Source organism: Streptomyces sp. NPDC059695 (assembly GCF_042733785.1).
In the GTDB taxonomy this organism is placed as follows: domain Bacteria; phylum Actinomycetota; class Actinomycetes; order Streptomycetales; family Streptomycetaceae; genus Streptomyces.
Genome location: NZ_JBHWFF010000010.1, coordinates 40,259 through 52,334, shown reverse-complemented (window position 1 = coordinate 52,334; position 12,076 = coordinate 40,259). Strand labels below are relative to the sequence as shown.

Annotated in this window: 15 protein-coding genes; 10 read left to right on the top strand and 5 right to left on the bottom strand. The window is 70.3% G+C overall.

The window, feature by feature from the left end; all coding sequences use genetic code 11:
- Positions 1-44: 44 nt before the first annotated feature.
- Positions 45-695 (top strand): NAD(P)-dependent oxidoreductase, encoded by a 651-nt coding sequence (locus ACFV2S_RS14660; protein WP_385557892.1) that lies wholly within the window; start codon positions 45-47, stop codon positions 693-695.
- A gap of 27 nt (positions 696-722) precedes the next feature.
- Here the strand turns inward: ACFV2S_RS14660 and ACFV2S_RS14655 are convergent, their stop codons facing one another.
- The gene (locus ACFV2S_RS14655; RefSeq protein ID WP_385557889.1) at positions 723-983 is read right to left on the bottom strand and encodes a hypothetical protein; all 261 of its coding nucleotides are present in this window, start codon (positions 981-983) and stop codon (positions 723-725) included.
- A 10-nt stretch (positions 984-993) separates the two neighbouring features.
- Positions 994-1,407: a VOC family protein gene (locus ACFV2S_RS14650; RefSeq protein WP_385557887.1), complete on the bottom strand. Its 414-nt coding sequence runs from the start codon at positions 1,405-1,407 to the stop codon at positions 994-996.
- A 643-nt stretch (positions 1,408-2,050) separates the two neighbouring features.
- Between ACFV2S_RS14650 and ACFV2S_RS14645 the strand changes: the two genes are divergently transcribed.
- Together ACFV2S_RS14645 and ACFV2S_RS14640 are read left to right on the top strand one after the other, a co-directional pair.
- Positions 2,051-2,425 carry a hypothetical protein gene (locus ACFV2S_RS14645; protein WP_385557884.1) on the top strand — a complete coding sequence of 125 codons (375 nt, stop codon included), beginning with the start codon at positions 2,051-2,053 and terminating at the stop codon, positions 2,423-2,425.
- A complete protein-coding gene (locus tag ACFV2S_RS14640) occupies positions 2,422-3,099 on the top strand; it encodes a restriction endonuclease (RefSeq protein WP_385557881.1) in 678 nt (225 codons plus the stop codon). The genes ACFV2S_RS14645 and ACFV2S_RS14640 overlap by 4 nt, the downstream gene beginning before the upstream one ends.
- Positions 3,100-3,510: 411 nt before the next feature.
- Here the strand turns inward: ACFV2S_RS14640 and ACFV2S_RS14635 are convergent, their stop codons facing one another.
- The 3 genes from ACFV2S_RS14635 to ACFV2S_RS14625 all read right to left on the bottom strand — a co-directional run bounded on the left by ACFV2S_RS14635 (position 3,511) and on the right by ACFV2S_RS14625 (position 5,134).
- Positions 3,511-4,257, bottom strand: a complete 747-nt coding sequence (locus tag ACFV2S_RS14635; RefSeq protein ID WP_385557878.1) for a DUF2071 domain-containing protein — start codon at positions 4,255-4,257, stop codon at positions 3,511-3,513.
- Complete coding sequence (locus ACFV2S_RS14630) at positions 4,254-4,586, bottom strand: metalloregulator ArsR/SmtB family transcription factor (RefSeq protein ID WP_385557875.1); 333 nt, start codon at positions 4,584-4,586, stop codon at positions 4,254-4,256. Before ACFV2S_RS14630 ends, ACFV2S_RS14635 begins: the two co-directional genes overlap by 4 nt.
- A 158-nt stretch (positions 4,587-4,744) precedes the next feature.
- On the bottom strand, positions 4,745-5,134 hold the full coding sequence (locus ACFV2S_RS14625) for a winged helix-turn-helix transcriptional regulator (RefSeq protein ID WP_385557872.1): 390 nt from the start codon (positions 5,132-5,134) through the stop codon (positions 4,745-4,747).
- Positions 5,135-5,237: 103 nt separating this feature from the next.
- On the opposite strand from ACFV2S_RS14625, the gene ACFV2S_RS14620 reads away from it, so the two are divergent.
- From ACFV2S_RS14620 to ACFV2S_RS14590, 7 genes are all read left to right on the top strand, one after another.
- A complete protein-coding gene (locus tag ACFV2S_RS14620; RefSeq protein WP_385557869.1) occupies positions 5,238-5,645 on the top strand; it encodes a RidA family protein in 408 nt (135 codons plus the stop codon).
- Between the two features lie 188 nt (positions 5,646-5,833).
- Positions 5,834-6,277: an SRPBCC family protein gene (locus ACFV2S_RS14615; RefSeq protein ID WP_385557868.1), complete on the top strand. Its 444-nt coding sequence runs from the start codon at positions 5,834-5,836 to the stop codon at positions 6,275-6,277.
- Positions 6,278-6,361: 84 nt separating this feature from the next.
- Complete coding sequence (locus ACFV2S_RS14610; protein ID WP_385557866.1) at positions 6,362-7,006, top strand: dihydrofolate reductase family protein; 645 nt, start codon at positions 6,362-6,364, stop codon at positions 7,004-7,006.
- A gap of 280 nt (positions 7,007-7,286) precedes the next feature.
- The gene (locus tag ACFV2S_RS14605) at positions 7,287-7,748 is read left to right on the top strand and encodes a hypothetical protein (protein ID WP_385557863.1); all 462 of its coding nucleotides are present in this window, start codon (positions 7,287-7,289) and stop codon (positions 7,746-7,748) included.
- A 15-nt stretch (positions 7,749-7,763) separates the two neighbouring features.
- Positions 7,764-10,010: a DUF6571 family protein gene (locus tag ACFV2S_RS14600; protein ID WP_385557861.1), complete on the top strand. Its 2,247-nt coding sequence runs from the start codon at positions 7,764-7,766 to the stop codon at positions 10,008-10,010.
- A 3-nt stretch (positions 10,011-10,013) separates the two neighbouring features.
- Positions 10,014-10,583 carry a hypothetical protein gene (locus ACFV2S_RS14595; RefSeq protein ID WP_385557858.1) on the top strand — a complete coding sequence of 190 codons (570 nt, stop codon included), beginning with the start codon at positions 10,014-10,016 and terminating at the stop codon, positions 10,581-10,583.
- A 179-nt stretch (positions 10,584-10,762) separates the two neighbouring features.
- Positions 10,763-12,064 carry an esterase/lipase family protein gene (locus ACFV2S_RS14590; protein WP_385557855.1) on the top strand — a complete coding sequence of 434 codons (1,302 nt, stop codon included), beginning with the start codon at positions 10,763-10,765 and terminating at the stop codon, positions 12,062-12,064.
- Positions 12,065-12,076: the final 12 nt, after the last annotated feature.

Genomic DNA, 12,076 nt, shown 5'->3' with positions numbered 1-12,076 from the left:
GCGTGACTTCTCCAGCTCAGGTGCAGTCAGAGGAGACTCCCTTCATGGCCAAGATCGCTCTCTTCGGTGCCTCCGGCACGATCGGCAGCCGGATTCGTCGTGAGGCGCTGGACCGCGGCCATCAGGTCACGGCCGTCGTCCGCGACCCCCGGAAGATCACCGAGCAGCACCCGGCCCTCACGGTGGTGACCGGGAACGTCCTGGACGCCGCTTCGGTGGCTGCTGTCGCCGAGGGCCAGGACGTCGTCGTGAGCGCGGTCGGCGGCGGTGACGGCCCCGGACACCAGGCGATCCTCAAGCCTGCTGCCGAGGCCTTGGTGGCGGGCCTGCGCTCGCTCGGCACCGACGCCCCGCGCCTGATCGCAGTCGGCGGCGCCGGCTCGCTGCGCACACCGGACGGTGCTCAGGTGTGGGACGCCGACGGGCTGCCCGAGTTCGTGCTCCAGATCATGCACGCGCACGGCGACGCGCTCGACTTCTACCAGACCGTCGGCGACGTCCGCTGGACCTGCCTGAGCCCCGCCGCGCAGATCGAGCCGGGAGAGCGCACCGGCACGTACCGCACCGCCCTCGACGACCTGGTCGTGGACTCTGACGGCAAGAGCCGGATCTCCGCCGAGGACTACGCGGTGGCCCTGGTCGACGAGATCGAAGCCCCCAGCCACGTAGGAGAACGCTTCACCGTCGGCGACTGAAGCGCGCTGGTGCCGGGTGAGGGCAGCTCAGCCGTCTCGCTCTTCGGCGAGGCTGCCCGTGCCCGTCCGGAGACGGCGCCGGGCCGCTTCCAGACGTTCGGCGTAGTCTGCGGCGAAGATTCCAGGGAGCGCTTTGTCCAGTGTTCCCGCGATCTTGTGGATCGGGGCCCAGACGGCCGGATCGTCGACCAGGCGGCTGAGACCTGTCATCTGTACTCGCTCCAGCCGGTCCGAGAGGACCAGGGCCTCGTCGGGGCCGAGCTTGATCGTGATGTCGCTCTTCTCCATCACCGGAATCTCATGCGTCGCGCTTGGGCCAGACCGGGCCCTGGTCGGTCCAGACGACGCCCTTGTTGCGGCACAGGCAGAAGGGGTGGCCGATCGGGTCGGTGTAGACCTGCCAGCCGTAGCCGTTGGGGCCGATGAAGTCCTGCCGCAGCGTCGCGCCGAGGTCGAGGACGCGGCGCTGCTCGGACTCGATCTCGTCCACTTCGAAGTCGAGGTGGAACTGCTTGGGGTGCTCGCTGTCGGGCCACTGCGGAGCGCGATAGTCGTCCACCCGGATGAAGGCCAGCTCGATCTCGCCGAACTGGATGCCAGCCCATTCCTCGGAGCTGCCTTCCTTGACCGGACGGCCCGTCACCTCGGAGTAGAAGGTCGCGAGCTTCATCGTGTCGGGGCAGTCGATGATGAAATCGGTGAGTCGCAGCATCCCGCGATCTTGTCACAAGCTCACACCCGACTTCGAGACAGGCCCGTCGCGATCTCGATGGAGACAGAACCTGCGACAGAGGGGGTCCTGGGTTCCGAGCGCGGAGTGGATCCGAGCGAATCGTCGGCTCAGCTCGGCGGTTGTTGCCGGGTAGAGCTCTGTGGGATCGAGGGCGGTTGTGGGCGGGTCGAGGATCATGTGCGTCAGCATCACGACCGCGGTCTCTCTGATTCTCGGCGCCCGGGTCGGTGGTGCCTCCCCCTGCCGCGACGCATCCGAGCGACTGCGGGAACCGGCCCGTTCCACGGCACCGGCGCATGGCCATCGGCCCGCGGTTCCCTCCGTCTGTAGACCACCGACGGCGGAACATCGATCACGAGCACCGCGCGTGCCGGTGCGACCACCGGAGGTCGGCCCGGGCGGCACGGATGCGGTCGGGGACCTGCGGTAGCGCGGAGGGTGCGGCGTGCGGTCACGTGGTCATCGGACGACCGGGCAACATCGTGGCTTCCGTCGTGCGACTCCCGCCGACGACTCAAGATCACGACGGGTGGCCGATAGGTGACCCACTGTCAGTGATGGCCTCTACATTGGTCGGTTGCGCGGGGAGCGCGCGCCCGATCAAGGGGAGGGGGCTTCGGCCTTGCCGTTCGTCAAGGGATACACCAAGCAGGACGGGACTGTGGTGCGGGCGCACTGGAGGGCGCCGGCCGGAACGAGTCAGCAGACCGCGCTCGCGATCGGGATCGTGGCGGCTGTGTTCCTCTTCGGCGGCTCCGGCACGGCGACGGACGGTGGAGCGGGCACGGAGCGGTTACCGGCGCCGCGGTCCTCGTCGGCGCTGACGTACCCGATCAAGTGGCCGGGCTGGGAGAAGACGACACCCCGCCAGGCACCGGCGCCGGTCCCGGCCGTGTCGTATCCGATTCGCCGGCCGGGGTGGCAACAGACCGTGCCGCGTCCGGTGCCGACGGTGTCGTACCCGATCAAGTGGGACCGGAACGGAGACGGGCGGTGAGCCGGCGCCCGGCCCGGCGGCGGTCACGTAAGGCTGGCGGCACCGAACAACTCCTCCTCGCCCTGGGCGGCCTGGTCATCGCGGCGGCCGTGATCGCGGCGGTGGTCGACTTCGTGCGCGCGCATCCGTGGGTCCCTGTCGTCCTGGTGCTCCTCGTCGGTGGGGCGACGGCAGCCTGGGTGGTCACCCGGCAGCGGGCCGCACGGTGGGAACAGGTGCGTTCCCAGGGGCTTCGGTACGCGCTGACGCAGCTGGACGCGCTGCATCACCGGCAGTTCGAGCACGCGGTACGGGACCTGATGCGGCGCGACGGGTGCGTGAACGCGGTGCAGGTCGGCGGCGCCGGGGACAACGGCGCCGACGTGAAGGCCACCGATCCCTTCGGGCGGCAGTGGGTGATCCAGTGCAAGCACCGTCGGGCCGGCATGTCCGGAGCCGCGGTGGGAACCCCCGACCTGCACGTCCTCAACGGGACCGGGCGGCCCGTGCACAAGGGCGATGTCGTCGTCCTCGTCACCAACGGGAGGTTCTCCAAGCCGGCGCTCGACTTCGCCCGCTCGCAGCGGCTGCATCTGGTCGACCGCGCCATGCTGGGTGAGTGGGCAAGCACCTCACGGCCCCTGTGGGAGCTGCTGCGGGCCGTGCCACCGCCTCGGCGGCCCCCGTCCCCCTGACTGGTCCCCTACGAAGAGGCCCCGGAGCTGCTGCTCCGGGGCTTCTCTCCGGGGAGCGGGGCGGTCCTGCCCTCCCGGCCGGCCTCCCGCAGAAGGGCATCCGCGGCGGCGGGCGGCATTCCGTAGTGCTGACGGCGGTTCAGACCCCGGGCCGAGAAGCGCGTGCTCGGCGCTTCTCCGAGGGGTTCGGCACGGTGGCAACGCAGAGGAGCCGATTCCTGTCGCCATCGAGACGCCGCGCGGGCTCCTGGTCGCCGGCCGTCAGGTCTACGCGATCAGCCCCACCGCCACGGCCGGCCGGTTGTCGTCGGTGAGGGCGGCGACGGCGGGGCCTCGCCGAGCACCGTCGGTGCCGACGATCAGGGGTGGTTCGCGATCCGCCGGACGTGCCGTTCGAGGAACTCGGGACGCTCAGCCTGCGAGCCGAGCGGCCCGTTCGGAGGGCATCGAGGGAATCGGCCGCCAGTTGACGGGGACATCGCGCATGACCAGGGCGCAGTCCAGGGTGGCGGTCCCCGGCGGGAAGCGCTCCGGGTCGTCGAAGAAGGACGATGCGGCGGAGCGTACGCGGCAGGCCTCCACGTGCCAGGCGTCGGTCCGCAGTTCCATGCCGTCGAGGTGCCGGCCGGAGCTGGTGGCCGAGAAGCCCTTGGCCCCGCCCCGGAAGAAGCGGGAGGCCTCGGCGAGGTCGGCGAAGAGGGCGCTGCCCCGCAGTTCGTCGGACAGCTCGACGGTGACATCGACCCGGGTGTCACCGTCCCGCGTGGCCAGCGCGACGCTCATCCGGCCGGGCGTCTCGCGTACGTCGAAGTCGGCGCGACCGTGCTCGCCGGGAAAGAGGCGGCCTCCGGCCCAGACGTTGAGCCGCGAGGCGGTGTCGCGCCTCGGGATGTACACGCCGGTCTCGACGCCGTCCGGTCCGTCCCACTCGACGGCGATGCGGTGCGCCGCGTTCTCGCTCCGCAGTCCGAGGACCTTGGGCGTCCAGGTGGGCCGGACGCTCCCCAGTCGCAGCAGGCAGAGGCCCGCGACAGCATGGCCGTGCACCAGTTGCGGACGCAGCGGCGCCGGAAGCAGTCGTTCTGCGACGTCCGGGTCGACTCGGTAGTTCACCAGGAGCCGTCGCTCGACGACGCTGTTCAGCCGTGGCTGCCTCATGATCCCTCGTTCTGCGCCTTGGGGCGCCATTTGGTGTGGCGGAGCACGATCTGCTCGGGGCAGACGGCGCTGAGGAACCGGCCGACGCAGGCGGCCAGGCGGTCTTCGGCCAGTGCGTAGAGAATGCGGTTGCCCTCGCGTCGCTCGGTGACCAGTCCGGCTCCCTTCAGGACGCCGAGATGCCGCGAGATGGAGGGCGCGCTGATGGCGAACCTGGCGGCGATCTCACCTGCCGCGAGCTCGCCGCCCCTGAGGTCCTCCAGGATCTGGCGCCTCGTCGGATCGGCGAGGGCACGGAAGGCGCTCGCCTCGTCCTGAGTATCTGTCATGCCATCTATTTAACAAGTTAGCTAAACATCGAACAAGGGGTGGGGTCGAAGTCGTTGCTCGATGCCGACTCGGGTGGCGCGCTCCAACGGAGATCGTTCAGGAACGCCGTGCACCGAGTGCGGCCGGCGCGCGCCGCTCGTGGACGGGTCCGGTCGGCTCAGTGGCCGTCGAAGCGGTGGCGCGCGGATTCGATCTCGGCGAGGTGGCGGTGGGTCCAGTCGCACATGCCGTCGACCGTCGCGCGCAGAGCGCGGCCCGGTTCCGTGAGGGTGTACTCGACGCGGGGCGGCACGGTCGGGTGGACGGTCCGGACGACCAGGCCGTTGCGCTCGAGCAGGCGCAGGTTCTGGGTGAGCATCTTGTGGCTGATGCCCTCGACGTCGTCACGCAGTTCGGTGAACCGCCGGGTGCGGTCGCCCACCGCTTCGATGATCAGGAGGGCCCACTTGTTGGCGATGTCGGAGAAGATCTCGCGCGCCAGGGAGTCCGCCCGCCTCACGTCGGCCTCGTCCTCGGCCGCGCCCGAGCCGTTGAGCTGCTTGGTCACCTTGCGGTTCCCCCGTCACCGAAAAGTGCGTTCTTCCACGTCAGCGCTGACTCTCCTACGGTTTCCGAGTCACCACAAGAGAGCACGAGGAGGCAGGAACCGCATGGCCATCACCCTGGTGAACCCTCAGGGGTTGCCCACCGTCGACGCCTACCGGCAGGTCGCGATCGCGTCAGGTACGAGGACGGTCTTCATCGCAGGACAGGTCGCCCAGGACGCCGACGGGGCCACGGTCGGCCCGGGCGACCTGGCCGCTCAGGTGGAGCAGTGCTACCTCAACGTCGCCACCGCCCTGGCCGCGGCCGAGGCGACGTTTCGCGACGTGGCGAAGCTGACCGTCCACGTCGTCGACTGGACGCCCGACAAGATGTCCCCGCTCCTGGACGGAGTCGCCCGGGCGTCCGGAAGGCTCGGGCTGGTGCCGGTTCCGCCGGCCACGCTGATCGGTGTGGCAGCGCTGGACCTTCCCGAGCACCTGGTCGAGATCGAGGCGACCGCGGTCCTCGACTGACACGGGTGGCGTCGGGTCGTTCGGCAGGCGGCCCGTACGAGGGGCCGGAGGCGGGCGCGGCGCCGAGACGCGCGGGCGTCTCGGACGGGGGTCCGGAACCCCGCTGTCTCGCGGCCGGGAGGCAGCGGGGGAGTCTCTCTGGGATCCTGGCCGTGAAGCGTACGCCGGGCACACAGCGAGGAGCCGCAATGTCCGGAGAGTTCGAGGCCAGCGTCGAGGTCGACCGACCCGTCGAGGAGGTTTTCGCCTACCTCGCCGACGGCCGGAACGATCCCGAGTTCAGCCCCCGGGTCCTGGAGATCACGAAGACTCCCGACGGTCCCACCGCTGTCGGGACGGTCTTCCGCAGCACCGTGAAGGACGCCGGGATGAAGACCTCCCGCGAGTTCCGCATCACCAGCCTGGACGTGCCGCGCACGATCCGCTGGAGCGAGCAGAGCAAGAACCTCATCACGGCCGAGGGCGGCTACGATCTCGAACCGCTGCCTGACGGCCGCACCCGGGTCCGGATCTTCAACGTGCTCGAAGGCCACGGACTCGGCCGGATCCTGCTGGGCCCGGCGGTTCGCGCGGCCCGCAAGGACGCTCCCGGCTTCGGCCTCCGGATCAAGGTCGCCGTCGAGCGGTCCTGACGCGCGGCGGCCCGGGTCCGCGTGGCACACACCTGTTCGGTGAACCCGGCGACCAGTTCCGGCTCGACTTCCCGGGAGTAGGCCATGGGCCTCATCCAGATCGAACTGTTCGCGACCGTCGACCTTGTCGCGCAGGCGCCCGGCGGCCCGGACGAGGACCCCCTGGGCTTCCCGTTCGGCGGCTGGCAGGCGCCCCTGCTGGACGAGGTCACGGGAGCGCAGATTCTGGCCGCGTACGAAGGCACGGATGCGCTCCTGCTCGGCCGGCGGACGTACGACATCTTCGCCGCCTACTGGCCGCACCAGGAGGGAGGCGAGGACAACGAGATCGCCACGCTCTTCAACCGGGTGCCGAAGTACGTGGCTTCGCGTGGCAGGCCGGACCTCTCGTGGGCAGGGTCCTCGCAGCTCGGTCCGGACCTCGCCGACGCCGTGCGCGAGATCCGCGACCGGCACGAGCACGTGAAGGTCGTCGGCAGCCTGAACCTCGTGCAGACCCTCGTGCGCGAGAAGCTGTTCGACCGTCTCGACCTGTGGCTGCACCCCCTCGTGCTCGGGGTCGGGAAGAGGGTGTTCGACACAGGTTCCCTGCCCGGCAACCTCACGCTCCTCGAACCTCCGGTGGCCGGTCCCAAGGGCGTCGTCTACCTGCGCTACGGGCGTGCCGACGGAACTCCCGTCACCGGAGACATGAGCGCACCCGATCGCGGACTCGCGGGCGACCGCTGAGGCGCGCTCCGCGCTTTGCCATGGCGTAGGCCCATCGTGTGACGGTGATCGTCGTCGGATCGAAGGCCTGGCGATCTCCGTCGGGGTGTCTCTACATGCCAACACCCATCTTTCGGTAGCGGGCCCACCTCTGACCTGCCCTTTTGCGCTGATGCGTTCCGTCGTACCGGCCCACGTCAAGAAGTCGTACCTATGATCGACATTCTGTGGCGGGCCCGGGGTGGAGTGCCTAGCGTGGTCGGCCGGGAAGCCTTTGCGATCGGACACGGGGGTGTCGACGGTGTCGTTCGAAGACGAGTGGGCCGCGGAGAAGGCGGCTGTCGCCATGCGGCTGAACAAGGCGGGCGGCACAGCAGGTTCCACCCCCGCGAAGGGGTCCGGGGACTATGTCGTGGAGGACGACGAGCTCGGCGACATCGGCCATGCCGCGTACGGCCTGTGCAACGGTCTCGAACCGGCCGGCAAGCACGCGAACGCGGCGAGCGAGACCGCCGGTGTGAGCCTGAAGGGCGACGGCTTCGATGCCGGTGCGGCCCTGAGCGAGGTGAACAGGACCTGGGAGACCCAGGTCAGGACCCTCCTCCAGGCGTGCGCCCACATCTCCAACCACCTCGACCACACGAAGAAGTCCAACCGGGCCGAGGACGACTGGATCGCGACGCGGCTGCGCACGGTCGGCCCGGTCGCCCCGGGGGCCGACGACGCCGTGTCCGCGTCCCGGATCGCCACGTACTTCCGGTAAGGAGCCGATCCGGACATGCCTACGTTCGACCAGCTACTGAACGCCAAACTCGGCCCCATGGACACCGCCGCCACGCAGTGGACCGAGATGATCGCCAAGCTGACGCGGCTCAGGACGGACGCGTCGGCCATGACGTCCAAGGCGGACAAGTCCACGTGGCGCGGTGAGAACGCCTCCGTGACAAAGGAGTTCGTCACCAAGACGGCCAAGGAGTTCGGCGACGCCGTCACCGAGGCCACGTCCGTACGGGACCTCCTCCAGGACGCGCACACGCTGCTCAAGTCCGCACAGGACGATCTGAAGGCCACGTACGACAACCCGCCGCCGGGCATCACCATCTACCCGGACGGCGTCCTCAGCCACCGGGTGCACCCCGACCGGCGCCCGGCGAACAGTACCGAACCCCTGGCCACCGAGGCGCAGTTCGAGGCGTTGCGCGGCAAGATCGAAGGCATCCTGCAGCGTGCCGCCGAGGCCGACGAGCTGTGCGCCTGGGGCCTGCGCGCCCTGATCAAGAACCACCCGAACGACTTCGGCAGCACCGACATCGGGGGTGTCGCGGAGGCGAAGAGGCTGCGTGCGGAGGAGAAGCGGCAGACCGAGAACGGCCGAGAGGCTGCCAAGCTGTACGCCCGCTGGGAGTACCTCGACGACGAGGAGCGGGAGCGACTGCTCACCCTCGTCGAGGGAGGCAAGGACTCCCCGGCCTTCTCCGCCGAGCTGATGACGCGTCTCAGCTACAACGGCCGCGACGGCCAGGAGGCGGTGCTCCTCCTCGCCGGCAGCATGGAGCACGGCGGCCGCGACGGCTCGGTCTCGGCGACGGACGCCCGCCTCTACAAGGCGTTCTCCGGAAGCCTCGCCACGGCCACGGGGCCCGACTCCCCGATCGGCTCACCCGGCGGCACGACCTCGGCGTGGACCGATCGCCTCATCGGACTGGCCCGCGACGGCAACGGACTGCCGAACCGCCACCCGGGGCAGCTGGGGGGCGGGGCGGCGGGACTGGGTACGCTCACGAAGCTGATGGCCGCGGACTCCGGCGACGACGCGGTGTACGACCCGGACAAGGACCCCAAGGAGAAGTCCTCGCCCTGGAAGAAGGACGAGGGCGACCCGGTGTACAGCGAGGCCTTCCTCACGGAGGTCGCCGACGCCGTCCGGGACTGGGAGACCCACGCGGACGACCCGTACGGCGGCCACATGAGGAACTGGCAGGGCACGCAGGAGGACCCGATGAAGGGCCTGCTGAACGCCATGAGCCGCAACCCCGCCGCCTCCACCCACTACTTCGACCCGAACACCACCGACAACCTGAAGTACTTCCTCGACGATCGTGAGTGGCCCGGCGGCGACGTCGAGACCAGGATGCCCACGGAGACCCAGTACACCTCGGCCCGGGCCGAGTTCGGCCTCGCGCTGGAGGCGGCGGCCACCGGACGCGTGCCCGGCTCGCCGATGCATCCGGTACCCGCCCACCACGACGGCGCCGAGACCGCGATCTTCGAGCGGGTGATGGGCGAGTACACGCAGGAGCTCAGGACGGACCAGAGCGCCGTCCCCGTCTCCATGCGCCTGCCGATGGCCGACATGATCGCCGACTACGGCTCCGACGTGCACCAGATCCTGGGCAAGAAGATGGACGGGCCGACGGACTTCAACGGGCTGGAGATCGACCGGGGCGACCTCACCCGGATCATCCGCGCCACCGCCGAGGACCCCAACGCCTACAAGGCCGTCCACGCCTCGCAGACCGTGGTCACCGGGGAGGGGCTCGCGCGGTTCCCGGCGGAGTCCTTCCGGTCGGAGGACGAGGAGCTGCGGGCCTGGACCAAGCAGTCCGCCTCGGTGCTCGGGCACCTCGACGGGGTGCGCGGCGACGTCATCTACGACCTGGGGCAGGCGGAGAAGGACGCCAACAACTGGAAGAAGATGGTCAACTACCACGTCTACGGCGGGCTGCTGACTCCTCTCCCGGTCGCCGGCGACGGGGTCCAGCGCGCGGTGGACTGGGGTCTGAGCGCGCACGTGAACGACGAGAACGCCAAGGTCGACGCCGCGACCCGCGAGAACATGATCAAACACTACGACTACGGGCAGAAGGAGCTGTACGGCATGCTGCGCGGGATGGCGACGTACCGCGGACTCACGGAACAGGAGCTGGACGCCAGCCCCGGCGAGTACGAGGACCACCTCCAGGCGATCACCGAGCAGTGGTACCAGAACGGCATGGGGGACGCGGACAAGGCGATGGGACAGTGACCGATGGACAAGAAATGGCTGCCGCTGACCCTCGTGCTCGGAGCCGCCGGGGTCGCCGTCGTGACGGCGAGCCTCTGGCCTGACGGGGGGAGGCCGCCGCTGCCGCAGACCCTGTGTCACGGGGCGCTCAGCCGGCAGACCGCGGAACTGATCGACGACGGCAAGGGCGGCGAGGTCAGCGCGGAGGAGTGGGACAGCCCGAGCGGGGGCGAGCTCAAGGTCTTCAAGGGGTGCGGTGTGATGCGCGCCAACGCAGGCAGCGACTACCCCCGGGGCGTCTTCAACCTGATCATCGCGGACGAGCGGCACGACTCCGGCCCCAGGAAGGACTCCGTCCCCCTCGGACCCGGATTCAAGGGCTGGGCGCTCCCCGAGGAGGCCGAGGCAACCCTGCCCGCGGGCTGCGCCGCCCGCATGGGCTCGACCGCCCCGTACATGACCGTCACGCTCAAGGCGCCCTCGCAGGAGGAGGAGAAGGGCCTCGTCGACCGGAGCACCGCCCTCCGCAACAGCGCCGCCGTCGTGCGCGAAGCCGCGGTCAACCTCGCGAAGAAGTACGGCTGCGAAGCGTAGGACCGGCGTCCGGAGAAGAGCGTCCCGCGTCCCTGAGCCCGGGCACCATGCGCACCGCTCCCGATGTGTGGTGCGCCCCCATGCCCTGGGCGTCCGGGGCCGCCTACCGTGTGCGGACCCGGTGCCGGGACGGACATCGGGCGGACGCGCCGAGCGCGCACGAGCGGGGGAGCCTGACCATGGCCGACAGACGGAGTCCGAGGAGCGGGTGGAGACAGCGCGCGGCCCGGCTCGCGGCGGTGCTCGGTGTCGTCGCGGCCGGCGTCCTCGCCGCGCCCGCCACCGCGAGCGGGGCGGCGGCTCCCCCGTACCTCACCCTGGAGGCGACCTACGGAGCCGGGACCGTCACCAACGGCTGGGAGAAGGTCGAGCGCTACGCCGACACGACCACCGGATTCCGCACCGAGGGCTTCCCCGCCGACGGCCGGGGCGACCAGGACGGCAAGCGGGTCACGTACTTCGGCGGCGTCTCCCGGCCGTCCTCGGGCCGCTTCCTGCTCTACTCCGCACCCGGCTGGAACACCGGCAGCCGCACCACCCCCGTCCTCCTCGTGCACGGGGCGAACGACACCGCGGACCGCGCCTGGGCCAACCCCGGCGAATCGGGCGGCTACGGCTGCGGCGCCGCCACCTGCCCCTCCACCGGGCTGATGCAGTACCTCTCCGGGCGGGGCCACCGCGTCTTCGCCGTCGGCTTCGCGCACAAGCAGGGCGACAACCTGATGCAGGCCCAGATCGTCGGCGACGCCCTCGCCGTCATCAAGGCCAGGCTGGGCGTCGACAAGGTCGACCTGGTCGGCTGGAGCAAGGGCCAGATGTCGACCCGCGCGTACGTGTCGTCCCTGAAGCCGAGCTGGGGACGGGCGTACGCCGGAGACGTACGCAAGCTCATCACCCTCGGCGGCCCGAACGGCGGCTACGACTACCCGTACGCCCACGGCTGGGCCCACGACTTCTCCCTCTGGCCGGAGTGCGGCGGCACGGTCAACGCACCCTCCCCGCACTCCCACATGACCTGCTACGGCTCCTACACCGCGCACCCCGAGTTCTCCATGACCCCCTCCGGCGGTCAGGACAACTACCCCGGCCAGCGCCAGATGCTCGCCCGCTGGGACGGGGTGTACGGAGTCGACGGCGCCGCCCAGGACTGGTACACCACGTACTACGGCGGCCAGGGCTTCTACACGGCGGGCAGCGGCATCCAGGCCGCCGTCGACGCCGGGTCGCTCATCGCCCCGCTGCACGCCGCCGGGGTGCCCGCGTCCGTCACCACCTACCTGCTCGCGGGCGGATCCGCCGACATCGTGGGCATCTTCAACGAGAACCGCGGCCCCAGCGACGGAGTCGTGTTCATCTCCAGCGCGCTCGACACCACCGGTGTCCCCACCGTCGGCGGCAAGGCCACCATCGCGGCCGCCAACCACCTCGAACTGGGCTGGAACGGCGCGGCCGCCGCCCAGGTCGCCACCTGGCTCTCCTGAAGGACCTGAGGA